The organism is Myroides odoratimimus (assembly GCF_001485415.1).
GTDB lineage: Bacteria > Bacteroidota > Bacteroidia > Flavobacteriales > Flavobacteriaceae > Flavobacterium > Flavobacterium odoratimimum.
Map to the genome: position 1 here is coordinate 56,851 of NZ_BCMQ01000007.1, position 20,062 is coordinate 76,912.

Here is a 20,062-nt window from a genome sequence, read left to right on the forward strand (position 1 = left end):
TAATTCAGTTATTTAGAAAGTTTTTATTGTTGAAATACCAAATTAGATAAAAGAAGATTGAGGATGGTGTATCAAGGTGTTTATACTCATAAGAATAAGAGTATTCCTATTGAAATACATAACGATGGAGAATATCTCTCTGTAGAAATAGAAGGATTACTGTTTAAAGGGAGAGAGTTTACTGATTTATGTTATCAAGGAGATTTAGAAGAAGGAATCATTCATAGTACATGGATAACTCTTGCCTCAGATCTAGATAACTGTTTGACAGATTGTCAATTTGAATTTACTGTATCTCAGTATTTATTGTCATCAGATGGGATTACAGAGCTTGAAGAATTAATGATGTGCTTTAGTCATGGTAGCTATAAAGAATCCGATAATGCAAGTTTCCATGAAGAAGTTAGGACTGAATTGACATGGAAGGAAGAGGTTTTGGTAGGGAAGAGTGGATTTGTTGAGGTAGCGTTTGACCAATTAAAGAAACAGTTGCCTCAAGGGTATTCATTTAAGAATTGTTATGGTTGTCTATATGGGGATTATAGTATTTATGGAAATAGCTCTTTTGGAACAATGATGTGCTTTAAGCATATGAAGCAAAAGTATACTGAAGTAGGTAATAAAGAAGATTATAGTGATTTATGTGTAGATGAAAGTGATCTTATCGAATGGGTACAAGAGATAAATTGTTGTGATGAGTTTGAGGTAAGAGGGAATGGTGGAGCTTATAGATAGATGAGGTGATTGAATAGAAAATAATATTACACTAATACTGCAGAATGAAAAAGGAGTAGGAGTAAAAGGGAAGAGTTGTTTATTGTAATAGGTTAAGTTAAAGGAACAAGTTTAAGTTTTTGGTAATGATGTATCTGTTGTTGATTGTTTTGATTATAGGAGGTCTAGTTTTTTATAAAAAAAACGCAGATAAGAAACGTATACCTATCAAAGAGTATACTTTAGTTTCGGAAGAATTAATTACAGTTTCTTTAAATAATGCAGAAGTAAGACAACACCGTTATCATTATGATTCTACTAAAGATAAAATTGCTTTTTTAAATAAAGACTTTAGATACAGTCTTGCTGAACAACGTGCTGGAATTGATAATATTTGGTTTCAAAAGAAACATACTACTGAATATGACCTAAAGCAAAATAGAATAAACTATATTGAAAGTTTAGAATTAAATGAAGTACGTATACCGCTGTTGTTTGATGGTAAAGAGATGCAAGCTGTTGCTGCAATGGATATAGATCGATCTACTCTAGAGATACATTTATTTAATGAGAAAGAAGTCAAGGTATTGGCTCAGAAATACGAAACAAAATCAGGAGAAGTGAAGTATGATTGTGTTTTTGGTTTTGATTTTCTCTTAAGTGATAGCAAGTATGGAGAGATGTACTATACTACCTATATGCTTTATAGTAATATAAGGTAAGTAAGAGATTAATAGTCTTTATCTATCTAGATATAAATAAATGATGAGGAATTAATATGTAAGTATGAGTCTGTTTAAGGATATTTGTTTTTATAAAAAAGAATAGAAGATGTATATAGTAAATTTAGATATAGAGACAAACCAATTAGAAGAAACAAAAGCGTTTTATACAGAGGTATTGGATTTTGATATTATTGAAGAGTCAAAAGGTAGTTTTGCTGTACAGGCAGGAGAGACGATTCTTACATTTAAAGAAGTAAATACGCCTATCAATGTATATCACTTTGCTTTTAACATTCCTTCTAATCAGATAGAAGAAGCATTAATCTGGTCAAGAGAGCATGTTGATTTAATAGAGAATGTAGAAGGTAATTTGGTTACTCATTTTGAAGCATGGAAGGCGAAGTCTATTTATTTTACAGATAACAACGGGAATATCTTAGAGTTTATAGCAAGAGAAGATATTTTACTTTCATTGAAAGGACCTTTTGATCCTGTACAAATTACTTGTATTAGTGAGATAGGTGTAGTGGTAGAGAAACCAATAGTCGAGGCAGAGAAGTTAATTCAAGAATATAATCTAAGCTATTTTAAAAAGGCAGAGCCTACAGAGCAATTCTTAGCTTTAGGTGATGATCAAGGTTTGATTATTATGGTGACACCTGATCGCAATTGGTATCCTACTAATATCCCTGCTAAGTTTACCAACTCAGAAATGATCGTAGAGAATAATGAAATGATGATTTCTTTAAAGAGTAAAGATTTGTATTAATAAAATATAAAAGAGACTATTCGGTAGTCTCTTTTTCTTTTAATAAGGTTTCGCCCCAAGTATTTAGTTTCCATAAAACTTCTACTAATTGTTCTCCTAGTGGGGTAAGGAAATATTCTACTCTAGGAGGAAGTTCATTATAACTTACTTTGTACAAGACTCCGTCTTGTTCTAATTCTTTTAGTTGTTGGTTAAGTACACGACGGTCTACTTTCATGATTCCTTTTAGCATTTCGCTTGGTCGTTTATGACCTTGATTGATTTGCCAAACGATGGGAATTTTCCACTTTCCACTGATGGCATTCACTGCAAATTCAAGTGGACAAATTTTTTCTTCTATTGCTCGTGCTTTTGTATTCATAAAAGTGACTTTTTTATCCCTATGGGGTAAATATATGCGGTATTGTATGATAATAAAGTGATTATCATCTTTGCAAAAATAAGATTTTAATATGAAAGAAATAAAACAAGCATTAGATACAATTACTCAAGGAATGCAATCACAAGTACCAGTGGAAATTCTAAACGCTTTTGGAAATTCTATTGCAGATTTGCAAACAAAAAGTTTTGGCACAAAGTCAGAAGTAGGAATGATGTTTTCTTCTATAGAAGTGATAAATGAAAATAATCAGAAGGTTTCTATTGACAAGTTGTTTCAAGGGAAAAAGACCTTAGTGAGTTTTGTACGAGGAAATTGGTGTCCTTTTTGTAATATAGAGACGGCTCATTTAATGAGTTATTATCCAATGTTACAAGAAAAAGGAGTTGAGGTAATTGTGGTATCTCCAATGAATATAGAGCAACTTAGAGAATGGAAGAGAGAACTTCAAATGCCCTTTTCGGTTGTTCAGGATGAGGACTTAACATTAGGTGAGGCATTAGATATCAAATTTGAACTGCAGGATTTCGTACAGCCTCATTATGAAATGCTTGGAATAGATCTAAAGCATCTGAATCAAACAGAAAAAGCGGAGTTAAATATACCTGCTGTCTATTTAGTAGATGAAGAGGGAAGAATTAGCTTTAGATATATGGATGTGAATTATGGTAATCGATTAGAATTGAAAGAGGTAATTAATGTTTTGTAACATTTAGACTGTATATTTATCTTTACAGTAGAGTCCTAATATTATATAGATAAAGAATAAAGCTCGTAAGAGCTTTATTTTGTTTTAAGAATGTTCATTATGGAGAATAGAAAAGGAGCAAGGTCAATTAAAGATATTCCTGAAGATGTTTTAGCGATGTTAAATAAAGGTGAGTTGTCAAGTGTGAATTTGACAGAATGGCTAGCTATTGATCAGAGGTTGTTGGTACAGCATGTATTATCAGATTTAAAAAAAGACATTTATATAGACATAGTATTAGATGCTATAGAGAGTATAAAAAAGCCAACAGTGAATTCTATTAATCAGTGTATAGGATATACTCTGTTTTGTTTAACAAAAGAAAATGAAGATGAAGAATTGTTTGAGCTACTGAAAAAGCATAAAAGTGATTTAGTACGCTGTTGGGCGACCTATTTCATAGGTTATGATGAAACATTAAGTATCAGTGAAAAGCTAGAAGAGATTAAATACTTTGCGGCGGATGCTCATTTTGGTGTTAGAGAAATTTGTTGGATGGCGGTACGTGCTGATATCACAGATAATCTAGAGGAAAGTATACAACTACTACTTGACTGGACTAGTGATAAAAATGAATACATAAGAAGGTTTGCGACAGAGTCAACTCGACCTAGAGGAGTGTGGTGTAAACATATTGACAAACTAAAAGAGGATCCTGAAATGGGACTTCCTTTATTAGAAGCTTTGAAAGGAGATACTTCTAAGTATGTGAAGGATAGTGTCGGTAATTGGTTAAATGATGCATCTAAAACAAGGCCTGATTTTGTTATAGGAATTTGTAATCAATGGGAAAACGAAAGCACTTCTAAGGATATTTTATACATCATAAAGAAAGCAACAAGAAGCTTGTAAATAAAAAAAAATATGTGTTTTTAATAAAAAATATCTTGTTTCGCGCTTTTATGAGATTTTCACAATGTCAATGATTGACGTAATGTGAATTGTTAGTGTTGTTTTTTACTTTTTTGTTGAACTGTTTTAATAGTTTTTGTTTGGATATATTTTTAATATTGAAATTTCGTTGTTTTATTAATTTCAATATTGTTTGAAATTAAGGTTATATTTATATTATATGTTTATTTTTTGTTTTTTTGATAAAAATGAGTGTTTGACTTTTTTAAAACGTATTTGTATATATTAAAAAAATACAAATAATTTGAATTGTTTAAGATATAATTGGTTTTTATATTATTTTTTATCAAAAAAAATAGGTTATAGTGTCTCAAAGTTTCTTAAAAATGGATAGTAATTTAAAAATAATATATAATGTTGTGATAACTAATGTTTTAGTATCTTTATCAATGAAAAGAAAATTAAATTTTGTTGTTTTATGAAAGCAGAAGTACAATTCAATGACTTCACAGGAAGTATTGCGGCTGATATATCAGATATCATCGCAGCAAAAAAAGGGAATTACATCAGTAGTATTGGGGAGTACTTTGATGTAGATCAAGAAAGATTTAAAGTTGTAGGAATATCTTTGACAGGTATTAGTGACTTTAAAGCAACTCTAATCTGTGTAGATAAACAAAAAAGCACAGAAAGTAAAGAGCACATTGTAAAAATGACCTTAGAGTTGGATGAAGAAGGACAGAAAGAAATGTTGAATTTATTATTTAAACGTTTAAATCTTGTTCTATTTGATGCTGGTGAGAAGCATTATTCAACTTTAGAATGTGATGAAGAAATTGCATTTAACGAATATCATGTATATGACTACTATGATGTAAACTAAATCTTTTAGTCTATTAAAAACTTAATAAACCTCTAGTTGTAAGACTAGAGGTTTTTTTATTAATATTGTTTTGAGATAATTAATTGTCAGTTATAGTGAGGTATTTAATAGTATTAGTATTCTTTTCGTTGTCAATGTCTGTTGTTGCACAGGTTGATTCTACTTATGTAAGAGATCATATAAAGTCTTATGGTGTTAAGTTTGCTTTTGGTAAGGATGTATTAGCGTTAGACTATACTTTAGAAGATAAAAAAAGCACACAGACTTTTGAGTCTAATAAACCTGTGAGTATAGGGGTAGGTTTTTTATGGGGTAGTTCTTCTTTTAGTTTTAGTCATGGTTTTTCTTTTATGAGAGAAAAAGAAAAAGGGAAAACAAAAGCAACAGATTTTCAATATCATCATTATGGAGATAAATTTCTGATTGATTTATATTACAAACGAAATAAAGGATTTTATCGTTATACAGGAGATCATAAAGATGATACCCCAACAGAGGATGATATATTTCCAGATTTTAAAATTCATATGTATGGAGCCTTGTTTCAATACGTATGGAATAATGAAAAGTATTCTTTAGGTGCTGCTTACGACTTTAATAAAGTACAAGTAAAATCTGCAGGTTCTTTATTATTAGGAGGAGGGGTGTTTTATTCATCACTACGGAATATTCCGGTTTTTTCTGAAGAGTTGCAAGATTATGATAAACGTACATATCATTTTGGTCCTAATATAGGGTATGGGTATAACTGGGTACCGTATAAAAAAGTATTGGTAGCAGGCGCATTTACATTTGGTGTGAATGGAGCAATAGAAGAAAACTTATTAACGAATAAAAGAATTTTTACAGTTAATCCTTCTGTAGTAGGGCGTTTTTCTCTTGGTTATATTGGGGAAGAATGGATAATTAGTGCATCTGCTATAGCGAATGGTTTATTTCTAAATATGAAAAAGGATTATCAAACAGGACTATTGACAAGTACATTTAATCTTACTGTTATCAAACGATTTGATTTAAAGAGAGAAATCAGCTTTCTAAAAAAGGATTACAATTGGAAAGAAGCCATATTTGGAAGTAAAAGTAATGATGTGAACAATACCATAAATGAAGAATAACATCAATACACTTCTGAAATAAAAACTTTTTGCTTAGAGTTTAGATATTATGAAGAAAGTAGAGTTGTGGTTTAATATGTTTTTTATATCTTGAATCTCTAACTTTAGATGAGTAAATATGGAATTTAATAGTAATGATTTTAGGTTTTACCACCCATTAGAAATAAGATGGAGTGATATGGACGCCTTAGGACATGTTAATAATGTAATCTATATAGACTACTTCCAAATCGGTAGAGGGTATTATATGAATCAGGCAAGTAAAACGTGGGACTGGTTTAAGCACATGTTTGTTATCGCTAATATTTCTTGTAATTATATTAAAGAGATTAAGTTAGATGTAAGACACCCGAGAATTGGTGTAAGAATATCAAAAATGGGAGTTAAGAGTTTTGAGATTGAATACGCTATTGTTAGTGAAGGGGAGAATAGAGATCTAATCTTGCATGCGATAGGTACGAGTACACAGGTGATGATCGATATTAAAGAGAAAAAAACAATAGAGATTCCGACTTGGCTAAGAGAGGAAGTTTCTGTTTATGAACCAAGTTTATAAATATTTAGAAAAGATAATATAGGAGCTATTTTTAATAGTATTTGATAACGGTAGTTTTTAAAATAGGTGGTAATAAACAGAGAGGAACTATCCATTGAATAGTTCCTCTCTGTTTATTAGATATTATAATAGTCTAGCTTATTTTACACTTAGTAGAAAACCTTTTGATTCCTTGAAGGCTATATAATATTAATAACGTTCATTTTTCCATAAAGCAATATCTGCTAATATACGTTGAGTATCGGCATTTACTTCTTTTAAATGATTAGAAGTATATAATGTATATCGGGCTTTGTCTAACTGTAACCTTACTTCATAATCACTAATAATTTTTACAGTAATTTGTTTAGTCTTATCTGTGAATTCCTGAAATCTAGTGTTTTCTTTATTTTCTCTTAGTGTTAAATATACAGGCTCTGTCTTTTCATTTAGTTTAGCATCTTGTTGATATACTAAAGTAGCTTCACCGTTCTCATAGGTGAAAAAGTAATTTTTAAACATAAAGGTTTTAGCGGAATAGACTACTGTTTTTTCATTCTTTAGTTTATAGGGTGAAGATACTATTGTTTCTGTGGTGTGACAACTTGTACAAATTATCGCTAAAGAGAAAGAGATAAGAAGAGAATAAATTGTTTTCATAGTATTTTATCGTTGTTGGTTATAGCCAAAATAGAGTAAATATTTAATAAAACAAAATAAATATTATGTGATGTTTGTTTTTCGATAGTTATTTTTAAGTTTATGGTTGATTTAAGGGTTTAAAGTTGAATAAATAGTAAAACCAGAAGTAGTGGTGTAAGGTGATATATGTCATTCTTCTTCTTCTTTATACTAAGTAACTTGATATCATAAATCAAAGTAGTATTAAATATGAAAAAGCATCTAGTTTTATTGACTGTATTATTGGCATTTGTCAGTTGTAAAAAGGAACAAACAAGTAGTTCAGATCATAAAGAAGAAAACAAATCAGAATTATTAACTAAAGCCTCAACTTATTTTCAACCTATTTCTTCTGTAGAGAATACAAATTTAGATCCAGAGAAAGTAGCCTTAGGAAAATATTTGTATTTTGATACGAATCTTTCTAAAGATGGAAATATCAGCTGTAATTCATGCCATAACTTAAATACCTATGGGGTAGATAATTTAGCCTTTTCTCCTGGAGATGATGGGTCTTTAGGGGGGCGTAATTCACCTACTGTTTTTCATGCAGCTTTGCATAATATGCAATTTTGGGATGGAAGAGCAAAAGATGTTGAAGAGCAGGCTGGAGGGCCTATTCTAAATCCAGTAGAGCACAATATTAAAAATGAAAAAGAATTAGAAGATAGGTTGCGTAAAATCGATATGTATAAGGAGAAGTTTGCAGCTGTGTATAAATCGGATAAAGAACCTATCACATTTAAAAATATTACTAATGCCATTGGTGCATTTGAACGTACATTAATGCCAGAGAGTAGATTTGATAAGTTCTTAGATGGAGATGTAGCTGCATTAACAGCACAAGAGCAAAAAGGATTAGAAACATTTATTTCTGTGGGATGTATTACTTGTCATAATGGAGTAGCGTTAGGAGGGCAGATGTTCCAAAAATTCGGAGTGTACGGTGATTATTGGCAAGAAACTAAATCAGCTAAGATAGATAATGGGCTAGCTGATTTAAGTAAAAAAGATACAGAGAAATATTTATTTAAAGTACCTGGATTGAGAAATATAGAGCATACAGGACCTTATTTTCACGATGGTTCTGTGAAGGATTTGAAAGAGGCTGTGCGTATTATGGCTAGTTTACAAACTAATGTAAAATTAAGTCAAGAGCAAATAGATGATATTACAGTGTTCTTAGGAAGTTTGTCTAGTGATATAGATGATGAGGTGAAGAAATCACCTTTTGAGTCATAGATTTGGTTAGATATGTTATTTTAAATGTTTTATTTAAAGGCTATTCTGTTTAAGAATAGCCTTTATTATTTGTGATAATTGTTATATATTCATGAAGATAATAAAAAGTAAATATGTCGATATTAGTTATTAATGTTAAAAAAGTTAGTATTGGTTTTTAATATGCTAAAGTTTACATTTATTATATTTGTAATTAAATAAAAATAGAATAATGGAGTTGAAATTACATAGACCAATTTGTTTCTTTGATTTAGAGACAACAGGTATAGACGTAGCAAGAGACAGAGTTGTAGAAATATCGATATTAAAAGTGTTTCCAAATGGAAATAAAGAAAGCAAGACTTGGTTAGTAAATCCAGAAAGAGCTATACCTGCGCAGTCTACAGCTATACATGGTATTACTGATGAGAAGGTAGCGAATGAGCCAACGTTTAAAGAATTAGCTCCGCTAGTGTACAATATGATTAAAGATTCTGACTTAGCTGGGTTTAATTCAGATCGTTTTGATATCCCACTATTAGCAGAAGAATTATTGAGAGCAGGAGTGGATTTTGAAATGGGAAATAGAGTGTCAGTAGATATCCAGACAATCTTCCATAAAAAGGAAGAGCGTACATTAAGTGCTGCTTATCGTTTTTATTGTAATGAGAATTTAGATAATGCACACTCAGCAACGGCAGATACAAATGCGACTTATGAGATATTAAAAGCACAATTAGATAGATATGAGGACTTAGAGAATGATATGAAGTCGTTGTCTGAGTTTACTACTCGTAAGAAAAGTGTTGACTTCGCTGGGTTTATTGCATTAAATGAAGAAGGTAAAGAAATATTTACTTTTGGAAAGCACAAAGGAGCATTAGTAGACGATGTTTTGGAGAATGAGCCTGGGTACTATGGTTGGATTCAGAATGCAGATTTTCCATTGTATACTAAGAAAGTATTGACTGGTCTGAAATTGAGAAAATTAAATAATAAGTTGTAATTACATCTTTATGAAGATAGTTTGTATAGGAAGAAATTATGTAGAGCATATTGAAGAGCTAAACAATGAAAGACCTTCAGAGCCTGTATTATTTATTAAACCTGATTCTGCTTTATTAGGTAGAGAGTGTCCATTTGCTATTCCTGAGTTTTCTGATGATATTCATTATGAAGTAGAAGTAGTGGTGAAAATTACTAAAGTAGGTAAGCATATTGAACCTAAGTTTGCTCATAAATATTATGATGAGGTTACTGTAGGAATTGATTTTACTGCTAGAGATATGCAGAGTAAATTAAAAGAAAAAGGATTGCCTTGGGAGAAGGCAAAAGCTTTTGATGGATCTGCTATGTTAGGAGAGTTTATTGATAAGCAAGAATTAGAAAACCTTTATGATACTACATTCTCATTAATACAAAACGGCAATACAGTTCAGGAGGCTAGTACTGCACAGATGATTTGGAACATAGATGAGACTATAGCAGAAGTGTCTAAATATTTTACTCTGAAGAAAGGAGATTTAATCTTCACAGGTACTCCAAAAGGAGTAGGGAAAGTAAATGAAGGAGATGTGCTAGAAGGAACTCTAGCAGGTAAAAAGTTATTCCGTTTAAATGTAAAATAAGCGTATGGCACTTCATTATGATTTAGGACCTATATTACAGACTTATAACGATGACCAAGCGTTAGTGAAAGCTGGCTTAATCGTTTTTGTTGAAGAATCTAAAGATTTGGTCAAAAAAATAAAGCTTGGAATCAATGATAAGAACTATGGCAATGTAGCAGAAAGTATGAATATATTGATGCCTTCATTAGAGTTTTTAGGAATGGAACAGGCTATCGAAGAGGCTTCTCTAATAGAAGAATGGACTAAAGAAAAAGGAAAGACTAAAGCTGTAAAGGAGACTTTTAAAATCTTTAAAGAGAGAGTAAAGAAAGCTCGTAAAGAGATACAGAAAGACTTTAGCTTATAGAAAATAGTATGAAAGCAAGTATAATCACTATAGGAGATGAGATTCTCATCGGTCAGATTGTAGATACTAATTCTGTGTATTTAGCAAAGGAACTTGATTTGTTAGGATTCGAAGTATCAGAAATTATAACTATTTCTGATAAAAAAGAATCAATAGAGAAGGCTATGTCTTCTCAAATGGGACAGGTGGATTTAGTTATAATGACAGGAGGATTAGGACCGACTAAGGATGATGTGACTAAAAAAGTGTTTTGTGACTTTTTTGAGGATCATCTAGTCATAGATGAGCAAGTTTTAGCTCATGTGACGACACTTATAGAGAATTACTTTAAAAGGCCTATTTCAGAGGTTAATAAACAGCAAGCTTTAGTGCCTTCTACTTCTACTGTTTTATTTAATACTGTAGGGACTGCTCCAGGTATGTTAATGCAAAAAAACAACACTACTTTTGTTTCTTTTCCAGGAGTTCCTCTTGAAATGAAAACAATATTTAGTGAGCAATTAGTTCCTTATATTAAAGATCACTTTAAGGGGGTATTTAATATCCATAAAACGATAATTACTTATGGTATTGGAGAAAGTTTGTTAGCAGAATATCTTGAAGATTGGGAGAATAATTTACCGTCAGATATAAAATTAGCTTATTTACCAAGCCCTGGTAAAGTAAGATTACGTCTGTCAAGTAGAGGTTCTAATCAAGATTTCTTGTCTCAAAGCATTGAGATGCAAATTGATAGAATGCCTGAGTCTGTGAAAGCATATATTCGAGCTTATGAGGATATTGACTTTCCTGAAATTATTATAAAAGAGTTGCAAATTAGAAATAAAACTATTTCTTTTGCAGAAAGTTGTACAGGTGGACGGTTAGCTGTTATGTTTAATGCTAAACCAGGCTCTTCTGCTTACTTTAAAGGAGGAATGGTATGTTATGCAACCGAGAGTAAAGTAAATATACTAGGAGTTAATCAAGATACAATAAATAAATATACAGTAGTTAGTGAAGAAGTAGCTATGGAAATGGCTGAGCAAGCACGATTAAAATTTAATAGTGACTATGCAATTGCTACTACTGGAAATGCTGGACCATCTAAGGGAGATTCTGATGTCGAGGTAGGAACTGTATGTATAGGAATCGCAACGCCTATAGGAGTGTTTACAAAAAAATATGAATTAGGCCAACCAAGAGAAAAGGTTATAAACAGTGCTATAGCAAAGGGTTTAGAATTGATATATAATGAAATATTAAAAAAATAACCTAAAAGAATTTGTAAGATAATTTTCTTTTTCGTTACTTTGCACCCTGATTTTGAATATTGAAATAAAAGATAAGAAATAATGTCAAGAGTTTGTGAAATTACTGGTAAAAGAGCAATGGTTGGAAACAACGTTTCTCACGCGATGAATAAAACTAAGAGAAAGTTTTCTGTGAACTTAGTTAAAAAACGTTTCTACATTGCTGAAGAAGACAGATGGGTAACATTGAAATTATCAACGTCTGCATTAAAAACAATTAACAAAAAAGGTATTACTGCTGTATTGAAAGATGCAAAAGCAAAAGGATTAGTAAAATAATTCATACCATTAAAAAATAGAATACGATGGCAAAGAAAGGGAACAGAATTCAAGTAATCTTAGAATGTACTGAACACAAAGCATCTGGTTTACCAGGAACTTCAAGATACATCACGACTAAGAATAAGAAAAACACACCTGATAGATTAGAGATTAAGAAATTTAATCCTATCATGAAGAAAGTAACAGTTCACAAAGAAATTAAATAATTATTAGTCATGGCAAAGAAAACCGTAGCGACTTTAAGAACATCTTCTAAAAAGTTGACGAAAGCAATTAAAATGGTTAAATCTCCTAAAACTGGAGCTTACACATTCGTTGAAGCTGTTATGGCTCCTGACTTTGTGGATGATTTCTTAAACAAGAAGTAATTTTACCATTATAAAGATCTTGAAAAGCTGTCTATTATAGGCAGCTTTTTTTGTGTATATATTTATGATACCAAGTTTTATTTGAAAGCACCTTTTATGGATGCTTTTTTCATTTATAATAAAAAGAACAAAAGTTGTTTATTTTTTTATCCTGTGATTTGGGTAAATTGATTCACTTTTTATTCTTTATATTTGCAGTAGTTAATAAAAGTAATATGAGTTTTTTTAAGAAGTTATTTTCTTCGGAAAAGAAGGAAACTTTAGATAAAGGTTTAGAAAAGTCTAAATCTTCTTTTTTCTCAAAACTGACTAAAGCAGTTGCTGGTAAGTCAAAAGTAGATGATGATGTACTTGATAATCTAGAAGAAATACTTGTGTCATCTGATGTAGGTGTTAATACTACATTGAAAATTATTGAGCGTATTGAAGAGCGTGTTTCGAGAGATAAATATGTTGGAACAGATGAGTTAAATCAGATTCTTAGAGATGAGATAGCAGGGTTGTTATCAGAGACTCAATCTGGTGAAGCAACAGAGTTTGAAATTCCAAAAGATAAAAAGCCTTATGTATTGATGGTAGTAGGAGTAAATGGTGCTGGAAAGACAACAACGATAGGAAAGTTAGCTTATCAATTTAAGAAAGCAGGATTGAATGTTGTATTAGGTGCTGCAGATACATTTAGAGCAGCTGCTATTGATCAATTACAAGTGTGGGCAGATAGAGTAGGTGTGCCAATTGTAAGACAACAAATGGGAAGTGATCCAGCTTCTGTTGCTTTTGATACTTTGCAGTCTGCAGTAACTCAGAACGCTGATGTTGTAATTATAGATACAGCCGGTCGTTTACATAATAAAGTAAACTTAATGAATGAGCTTACTAAAGTTAAACGTGTTATGCAGAAAGTTATTCCAGATGCTCCTCATGATGTGATGTTGGTATTAGATGGTTCTACAGGACAAAATGCCTTTGAACAAGCTAAGCAATTCACAGCAGCAACAGAAGTAAACTGTTTGGCTGTAACTAAATTAGATGGAACTGCTAAAGGTGGTGTAGTTATTGGTATATCTGATCAATTCCAAATACCTGTTAAGTATATAGGTGTAGGAGAAGGAATCGAAGATTTGCAAGTGTTTAATAAATTTGAATTTGTTGATTCATTTTTTAAATAGAAGTAATAGTTATGAGTAGATTATATAAAGTGTTTTTCATAGGTATACTTTTTTTAGTAGCAAGCTGTGGGAAAGAATTTACACCTGAGGACTTAAAGGTAATTAATGGTTATTGGGAAATAGAGAAAGCAAAATTGCCAGATGGTGAGGTGAAAGATTATACCATTAATTCTTCTATTGATTTCTTTGAGATAAATGATAAAGGAGTTGGTTTTCGTCAGAAAGTAATGCCACAGGTGAATGGTGAGTATTTAACGAATGAGGTGCAAGAAAACCTAACTATAGTTAATGAGGCAGGTAAGACTTGGTTAATGTATAAGACTGAGTTTGCTGAATGGAAGGAAGAGTTAGTAGAATTGGATGAGGATGAGTTTGTTGTAAAAAACGAAAATGATATTATCTACTATTATAAAAAGGCGGTACCTTTTACTTTAAAATAATTTAGGCATTGAAGAAGTATGATGTAAATAAACGATTACGAGAAGAGAGTAGTATTCAGGATCTTTTAAAAATATTTATAAAAGAGAATAACCTTGATAAGGGAATTGATAATCTTGATGTTCGTGCTGCTTGGAAGAATCTATTAGGACCAGGAATAGCTAATTATACATTAGATATACTCTTAAAACGTGATGTACTTTATGTAGCTTTATCTTCTCCTATCGTACGTGAGGAATTAACTTATGGAAAGAGTAAGATAATTAGAATGATAAATGAAGAATTAGGGAGAGAGGTAATAAAAGAAATAATTTTTAGATAAGTTATAATTATCTATATGAAGCAATATTAGTTCAATAGACTGATATTGCTTTTTTATTTTATATATAAAGGACTTTATTGTCTTTTATATGTAGAATTGTTTTATATTTGTACTATTAAAATAAATGATATGTTTTCTAAAGCTTGTGAATACGCTATTCGTTCAGTTGTTTTTATCTCAGTATCTTCACTGAAAGGGGAGCGTGTAGGCTTTAAAGAAATAGCAAAAGAGATAGATGCTCCAGAAGCTTTTACAGCTAAGATACTTCAAAAGCTATCTAAGAGTGGAGTGATTGAATCAGTTAAGGGAGTAGGAGGAGGATTTGAAATTCCGATAGCAAACTTAGACAATATTAAGCTATGTGAGGTGGTGAATGTGATCGATGGTGATTCTATCTACAAGGGATGTGGATTAGGGTTAGCTCAGTGTTCTGAGACGCACCCATGTCCTGTTCACTTTAAATTTAAAGCAATCCGAGAAGGGTTGAGAAATATGTTAGAAACTACTACTTTGCGAGAGTTAGCCAATGGTACCAAGTCTGGTGATACTTTCTTGAAGTTGTAATTATACGTGGGAAGTAACTTCCCTTTTTTTACAAAACAATAAAGGATAAAAAAGTCTTCTATTTAAAAGTATGAAAAATAGACAAAGAAAGTTATGGATAGCATTTACGATAGTAATGTTATTCTCATTTGGGGTACTCGGTTATTTCGGTATTGAAATTTATCAAGAAGCACCACCAGTACCCATCGAAGTTAGAACAACTAATGGTGAAATTGTATTAACTGCTAGTGATATAAAAGACGGTCAGAATGTCTGGCAGAGTATAGGAGGACAAGAAGTTGGCTCTGTATGGGGACATGGAGCTTATGTTGCTCCTGATTGGACTGCTGATTTTCTGCATAGAGAAGCATTGTATTTATTGGAGTATTATGCTCAAGAGAAGTATAATAAGTCTTATGAAAATAGTTCATTAGAAGAACAGGCTTATTTAAAAGCACATTTACAAGCTAATATTAGAGCTAATACTTATGACAAAGCAACTGGTGTTTTGACGATTACAGAGGAACGAAATAAAGCTCGTTTACATCTTCAGGAGTATTATACTAAATTGTTTACAGATGATCCCGAATTTACGCAACTGCGTAAAGATTATGCAATACCTAATAATGCGCTAACTGATCCAACAAGATTGAAACAAATGAATGCTTTCTTCTTTTGGGCAACATGGGCTACTGTAACTAATAGACCAGATAATGATGTTAGTTATACACATAACTGGCCTGCGGAAGAGTTAGTAGGTAACGTAGCTACCACACCTCTTATTGCTTGGTCTGGAGTGAGTGTTATCTTATTGATTTTTGCTGTAGGGGTATTAGTTTATTATCACGTAGCCTCTAAGCAAGAGGAAGAAGATATGGTGCCAATGGAAGATCCAGTATCAAATGGAACTGTAACTAAGAGTATGACTATCTTGAAGAAATATTTCTGGGTAGTATGTTTATTGATGCTATTACAAGTAGGATTAGGAATTATAACAGCTCACTATGGAGTAGAAGGACAAGGGTTATATGGTATTCCATTAGATCAAATTCTACCTTATTCAGTAACGCGTACATGGCATACCCAATTGGCTATTTTTTGGATAGCTACTGCTTGGTTAGGAACCGGATTATATATTGCACCTGCAGTAGGAGGTAAGGATCCTAAGTTTCAAGTATTCGGAGTGAACTTCCTATTTATAGCCTTATTGATTATTGTGTTGGGGTCTATGATTGGTCAGTGGTTTGGTATTATGCAAAAACTAAACTTAGTACAGAACTTCTGGTTCGGACATCAAGGATATGAATATGTAGACTTAGGTCGTTTCTGGCAGATCTTCTTATTTGTAGGCTTATTTGTATGGTTAGCTTTAATGATTAGACCGTTGTTACCTGTATTGAAAGAAAAAGGAAGCCATCGCAATTTGATTATACTTTTCTTAATCTCATGTGGTGCAATTGCTTTATTCTATGGAGCAGGGCTAATGTGGGGAAGACAAACTAACTTGGCAATAGCAGAATATTGGAGATGGTGGGTAGTGCATTTATGGGTAGAGGGCTTCTTTGAAGTGTTTGCAACTGTTGTTTTAGCGTTCTTATTCGTACGAATGGGGTTGATTAAAACCAAGACAGCTACTAATGGCGCATTGTTCTCTACTGTTGTATTTATGTCTGGAGGGATTATAGGTACATTCCATCATTTATATTTCTCTGGAACGCCAACAGCAGTAATGGCATTAGGAGCAACGTTCAGTGCTTTAGAAGTGGTGCCTTTAACTCTGATAGGTTATGAAGCTTATGAGAACTATAAAATATCTACACATAAAGGATGGTTACAGGATTATAAATGGCCTATATACTTTATGATAGCAGTGGCATTCTGGAACTTCTTAGGAGCAGGTGTATTTGGCTTTATTATTAATCCACCGATAGCACTGTATTATGTACAAGGACTTAATACAACACCTCTTCACGCACATACTGCTTTATTTGGAGTATATGGAATGTTGGGAATTGGACTTATGCTATTCGTATTAAGAAGTATATATAGAGATATTAAATGGAATGAGAAGTTATTGAAAATAGGCTTCTGGGGATTGAACTTAGGGTTATTATTAATGGCACTTTTAAGTTTATTACCTATCGGTATTTGGCAAGCGATTGAAAGTATTCAACACGGTATGTGGTATGCGCGTTCTAGCGAACTTATGCAGCTACCAGCTATGAATACGCTGAAATGGCTACGTACCATCGGTGACGTAATCTTTACAGTAGGTATTTTCGCTATCGTTTTATTCGTATTCAAATTAACATTAAAAAAAAGCAATCATGATAAATAGAACAGTAGGCTCATTTGTAGCAGAAGATTTTAGAACAGCAGCAATATTCAATAGATACGGAATTGATTTTTGTTGTAAAGGAGGACGTACTATTGAAGAGGTGTGTGAAAAGAAATCAGTCAATAGAGAAGAGTTAATTGGAGAGTTAGAACGATTATTGACACAACAAGCAGAGAACAATATCGATTTTAGACATTGGCCTTTAGATTTGTTAGCCGATTATATTGAGAAGACACACCATCGATATGTAGAGGAGAAGATCCCAGTATTATTACAATTTTTAAATAAACTGAGTAGAGTACATGGAGATAGACATCCAGAGTTAATTGAAATAAATGAATTGTTTATTGGATGTGCAGCGGAGCTAAGCCAACACTTAAAAAAAGAAGAGCTTGTTCTGTTTCCATTTATTCGTAAGATGGTGTCTTCAACTATCTCAGGACAACCTTTAGAAACACCTCATTTTGGTACAGTACAAAATCCAGTAGCCATGATGATGCATGAACATGATGGGGAAGGTGAGCGTTTCCGAAAAATAGCTGAGTTGTCTAATAATTATACACCACCAGCAGATGGATGTAATACATATAAGGTTACTTACGCTATGCTAAAAGAGTTCGAAGATGATCTGCATAAACACATTCACTTAGAAAATAATATTTTGTTCCCAAGTGCAATAGTATTAGAACGAAAATTCGAGTAATCTTTTTCAAATTTCATAGAAGTGCCTTACCTTTAAGTTTAACCCAGAATCAGTGATAGACAGACAAACAAAAAGTAATTATACAAAATAGCTCTGAATTAGTGATACAAGCATACTATAGTATGGTTTTAGAGCTAATGAAAGAGATATGAAGTAGAATTGCTTTGTAGTATTTGGCTAACGCTTATTCTGGGTTTAAGGCACTTCTTGTATAACAGCTTATGAAACCAGTCTATTATATCATTCCTTTGGTCAACTTTTTTACAGCAGCCCTATTAGGACTTTTGCTAAGAAGTATGTTCGTCTACCCGATAGAAGGAGTGACATTTTTGTATATTTTACATACGCACTCTCATATTGCTTTATTAGGATGGTTGTATTTATTGGTTTATGTATTGTTTGTCCAGCAGTTTGGAATAAAAACTCCTAAAGAAGAAAAGTTTTATGCCCGACTTTTTTGGATGACTCAATTAGCAGTGCTTGGAATGGCACTGACATTTCCTTTTATGGGATATGCCGCAGCATCTATTGCTTTTTCTACTTTACACATTATTTGTTCTTATGTATTTGTCATTCATTTATGGAAGAACAACACTGCCTCAGGAACACAGCAAGGAGTTTTACTAAAAACCTCTTTGTTTTTTATGGCATTTTCTACCTTTGGGGTTTGGTGCTTAGGGCCAGCAGTAGGCATGATGGGGAAGGCTAGTGCCTTCTATCAGATATGTATACAGTTTTTCTTACATTTTCAGTTTGATGGATGGTTCTTAACTGCCTTTTTAGCCTTATTGTTTGCCATTGTGTTTAAGGGGTATTCTTTATCTAAGTTTAAACCTTTCTATTACACTTGGATAGTATCTGTAATACTCACTTATGCTCTACCCGTGAGTTGGTATGTAGAATTACCTATACTTCATTACTTAAATGCAGTAGGTGTTTTATTGCAATTGTATTCAGTGGGATATTTAATAAAACCCTTTTTCAAGATATTTAAGCAACGAAATAATAATGAAAGCATCTTTGTGTGGCTTTTATTAGTATTAGCAGGAATATGCCTTATAATGCGAATAGGTACACAGTTATTAGCTATATCAGAATCAATAGCGATTCAGTTACAAGCTTTGCGCAGTTGGATCATAGGTTTTATCCATTTGAATATGTTAGGAGTCTTGAGTGGTTTTGGAGTTTGGTTAATGGTTCAAGAAAAAAGAATAGTTGTAAATACTTGGTTAAAGATAGGAATACTATTCTTAGTAGTAGGTTTTGTATTGACAGAAATAATTTTGTTTATACAAGGCTTACAAGGTTTTATAGGAGTTGTTTGGGTAGTTAATACACCTGTACTCTTATTTTGGGCATCTGTATTACTTCCTATCAGTATCTTATTTTTATTATTCTCATACATTAAAATTAGAAAGTCATGAATGAATTACACCTTTTATTAATATTACACCTATTAGGGGCTACTATATGGGTAGGAGGACATATCTTATTAAGTGTGGTGATATTACCTCAAGTATGGAAAGAGAAGTCAGTAGAGAAGCTATTTAACTTTGAGAGTAGATATGAGTGGTTCGGTATGCCAGCTTTATTCGTTATGCTACTGACAGGTGTGCGTATGGCCTATATCTACAATGTCAAGTTAGCGAGTTGGTTTGCTTTTGAAACTCCAATAGAACGTGTTGTTTCTTTAAAATTAGCATGTCTATTCACTATCGCATTATTTGCACTAAGTGCTCAGTTTTACGTATTGCCTCGTCTAAAGACTGATATTAAGAAACTACCTTTGATGACATTCCATATTATATCTGTCACGACTATTAGTATTGTGATGCTTATATTAGGTAGCTTTATTAGATATGGAGGGATATAAAGAGGAATGAATTTATAAATAAAAGGTATTATTGATTTTATTTGCTTAACTATTAAAATACCTGTTAGTATTATTATATATAAAGCTATTGTTTGATTATACTTTTGAAGTGATCAAGTAATAGCTTTTTATTAT

Annotated in this window: 26 protein-coding genes; 24 read left to right on the forward strand and 2 right to left on the reverse strand. The window is 32.1% G+C overall.

Annotated features, from left to right (window positions below):
- The first annotated feature begins 63 nt into the window (after window positions 1-63).
- From MODO_RS08760 to MODO_RS08770, 3 genes are all read left to right on the forward strand, one after another.
- Complete coding sequence (locus MODO_RS08760; protein ID WP_006260319.1) at window positions 64-735, forward strand: DUF6304 family protein; 672 nt, start codon at window positions 64-66, stop codon at window positions 733-735.
- A 125-nt stretch (window positions 736-860) separates the two neighbouring features.
- Window positions 861-1,436 carry a hypothetical protein gene (locus MODO_RS08765; RefSeq protein WP_225581638.1) on the forward strand — a complete coding sequence of 192 codons (576 nt, stop codon included), beginning with the start codon at window positions 861-863 and terminating at the stop codon, window positions 1,434-1,436.
- A 109-nt stretch (window positions 1,437-1,545) separates the two neighbouring features.
- On the forward strand, window positions 1,546-2,208 hold the full coding sequence (locus MODO_RS08770) for a VOC family protein (RefSeq protein WP_006260317.1): 663 nt from the start codon (window positions 1,546-1,548) through the stop codon (window positions 2,206-2,208).
- Between the two features lie 16 nt (window positions 2,209-2,224).
- Here MODO_RS08770 and MODO_RS08775 read toward each other — a convergent pair whose 3' ends face one another.
- Complete coding sequence (locus MODO_RS08775; RefSeq protein WP_006260316.1) at window positions 2,225-2,569, reverse strand: winged helix-turn-helix transcriptional regulator; 345 nt, start codon at window positions 2,567-2,569, stop codon at window positions 2,225-2,227.
- Between the two features lie 91 nt (window positions 2,570-2,660).
- Here MODO_RS08775 and MODO_RS08780 point away from each other — a divergent pair, with 91 nt between their 5' ends.
- The 5 genes from MODO_RS08780 to MODO_RS08800 all read left to right on the forward strand — a co-directional run bounded on the left by MODO_RS08780 (window position 2,661) and on the right by MODO_RS08800 (window position 6,741).
- Window positions 2,661-3,296 carry a peroxiredoxin-like family protein gene (locus tag MODO_RS08780; RefSeq protein WP_006260315.1) on the forward strand — a complete coding sequence of 212 codons (636 nt, stop codon included), beginning with the start codon at window positions 2,661-2,663 and terminating at the stop codon, window positions 3,294-3,296.
- Window positions 3,297-3,395: 99 nt separating this feature from the next.
- A complete protein-coding gene (locus MODO_RS08785; protein ID WP_006260314.1) occupies window positions 3,396-4,187 on the forward strand; it encodes a DNA alkylation repair protein in 792 nt (263 codons plus the stop codon).
- Window positions 4,188-4,665: 478 nt separating this feature from the next.
- Complete coding sequence (locus tag MODO_RS08790; protein ID WP_006260313.1) at window positions 4,666-5,070, forward strand: hypothetical protein; 405 nt, start codon at window positions 4,666-4,668, stop codon at window positions 5,068-5,070.
- 95 nt (window positions 5,071-5,165) lie between these two features.
- Window positions 5,166-6,185, forward strand: coding sequence for a DUF4421 family protein (locus tag MODO_RS08795; protein ID WP_006260312.1), 1,020 nt, complete (start codon window positions 5,166-5,168; stop codon window positions 6,183-6,185).
- Between the two features lie 118 nt (window positions 6,186-6,303).
- Window positions 6,304-6,741: an acyl-CoA thioesterase gene (locus tag MODO_RS08800; RefSeq protein WP_115283947.1), complete on the forward strand. Its 438-nt coding sequence runs from the start codon at window positions 6,304-6,306 to the stop codon at window positions 6,739-6,741.
- Window positions 6,742-6,930: 189 nt separating this feature from the next.
- Here the strand turns inward: MODO_RS08800 and MODO_RS08805 are convergent, their stop codons facing one another.
- Window positions 6,931-7,380, reverse strand: coding sequence for a hypothetical protein (locus tag MODO_RS08805; RefSeq protein ID WP_006262012.1), 450 nt, complete (start codon window positions 7,378-7,380; stop codon window positions 6,931-6,933).
- Window positions 7,381-7,611: 231 nt separating this feature from the next.
- Between MODO_RS08805 and MODO_RS08810 the strand changes: the two genes are divergently transcribed.
- The 16 genes from MODO_RS08810 (at window position 7,612) to MODO_RS08880 (ending at window position 19,927) form a co-directional block, all read left to right on the forward strand.
- Window positions 7,612-8,643 carry a cytochrome-c peroxidase gene (locus tag MODO_RS08810; protein ID WP_006260309.1) on the forward strand — a complete coding sequence of 344 codons (1,032 nt, stop codon included), beginning with the start codon at window positions 7,612-7,614 and terminating at the stop codon, window positions 8,641-8,643.
- Between the two features lie 211 nt (window positions 8,644-8,854).
- Window positions 8,855-9,628: a 3'-5' exonuclease gene (locus tag MODO_RS08815; protein WP_006260308.1), complete on the forward strand. Its 774-nt coding sequence runs from the start codon at window positions 8,855-8,857 to the stop codon at window positions 9,626-9,628.
- A gap of 10 nt (window positions 9,629-9,638) precedes the next feature.
- A complete protein-coding gene (locus MODO_RS08820; RefSeq protein WP_006260307.1) occupies window positions 9,639-10,250 on the forward strand; it encodes a fumarylacetoacetate hydrolase family protein in 612 nt (203 codons plus the stop codon).
- 4 nt (window positions 10,251-10,254) lie between these two features.
- Window positions 10,255-10,599 carry a hypothetical protein gene (locus MODO_RS08825; RefSeq protein ID WP_006260306.1) on the forward strand — a complete coding sequence of 115 codons (345 nt, stop codon included), beginning with the start codon at window positions 10,255-10,257 and terminating at the stop codon, window positions 10,597-10,599.
- A gap of 8 nt (window positions 10,600-10,607) precedes the next feature.
- Window positions 10,608-11,852 carry a CinA family nicotinamide mononucleotide deamidase-related protein gene (locus MODO_RS08830; protein ID WP_006260305.1) on the forward strand — a complete coding sequence of 415 codons (1,245 nt, stop codon included), beginning with the start codon at window positions 10,608-10,610 and terminating at the stop codon, window positions 11,850-11,852.
- Between the two features lie 81 nt (window positions 11,853-11,933).
- A complete protein-coding gene (gene rpmB / locus MODO_RS08835) occupies window positions 11,934-12,170 on the forward strand; it encodes a 50S ribosomal protein L28 (RefSeq protein ID WP_006260304.1) in 237 nt (78 codons plus the stop codon).
- Between the two features lie 26 nt (window positions 12,171-12,196).
- Entirely contained in the window at window positions 12,197-12,379 is a 183-nt protein-coding gene (rpmG, locus tag MODO_RS08840; RefSeq protein WP_006260303.1) for a 50S ribosomal protein L33, read from the forward strand.
- Between the two features lie 9 nt (window positions 12,380-12,388).
- Entirely contained in the window at window positions 12,389-12,541 is a 153-nt protein-coding gene (locus MODO_RS18905; protein ID WP_006260302.1) for a DUF4295 domain-containing protein, read from the forward strand.
- Between the two features lie 215 nt (window positions 12,542-12,756).
- On the forward strand, window positions 12,757-13,710 hold the full coding sequence (gene ftsY / locus MODO_RS08845) for a signal recognition particle-docking protein FtsY (protein WP_025124486.1): 954 nt from the start codon (window positions 12,757-12,759) through the stop codon (window positions 13,708-13,710).
- 11 nt (window positions 13,711-13,721) lie between these two features.
- A complete protein-coding gene (locus tag MODO_RS08850) occupies window positions 13,722-14,150 on the forward strand; it encodes a hypothetical protein (protein WP_006260300.1) in 429 nt (142 codons plus the stop codon).
- 8 nt (window positions 14,151-14,158) lie between these two features.
- Window positions 14,159-14,470 (forward strand): DciA family protein, encoded by a 312-nt coding sequence (locus MODO_RS08855; protein WP_006260299.1) that lies wholly within the window; start codon window positions 14,159-14,161, stop codon window positions 14,468-14,470.
- Between the two features lie 129 nt (window positions 14,471-14,599).
- Window positions 14,600-15,034, forward strand: coding sequence for an RrF2 family transcriptional regulator (locus MODO_RS08860; RefSeq protein WP_006260297.1), 435 nt, complete (start codon window positions 14,600-14,602; stop codon window positions 15,032-15,034).
- 70 nt (window positions 15,035-15,104) lie between these two features.
- On the forward strand, window positions 15,105-17,351 hold the full coding sequence (locus tag MODO_RS08865) for a nitric-oxide reductase large subunit (protein ID WP_006260296.1): 2,247 nt from the start codon (window positions 15,105-15,107) through the stop codon (window positions 17,349-17,351).
- Window positions 17,341-18,054 (forward strand): iron-sulfur cluster repair di-iron protein, encoded by a 714-nt coding sequence (gene ric, locus MODO_RS08870; protein WP_006260295.1) that lies wholly within the window; start codon window positions 17,341-17,343, stop codon window positions 18,052-18,054. Before MODO_RS08865 ends, ric begins: the two co-directional genes overlap by 11 nt.
- 221 nt (window positions 18,055-18,275) lie before the next feature.
- Window positions 18,276-19,478 (forward strand): hypothetical protein, encoded by a 1,203-nt coding sequence (locus tag MODO_RS08875; RefSeq protein ID WP_006260294.1) that lies wholly within the window; start codon window positions 18,276-18,278, stop codon window positions 19,476-19,478.
- The gene (locus MODO_RS08880; RefSeq protein WP_006260293.1) at window positions 19,475-19,927 is read left to right on the forward strand and encodes a CopD family protein; all 453 of its coding nucleotides are present in this window, start codon (window positions 19,475-19,477) and stop codon (window positions 19,925-19,927) included. Before MODO_RS08875 ends, MODO_RS08880 begins: the two co-directional genes overlap by 4 nt.
- Window positions 19,928-20,062 lie beyond the last annotated feature (135 nt).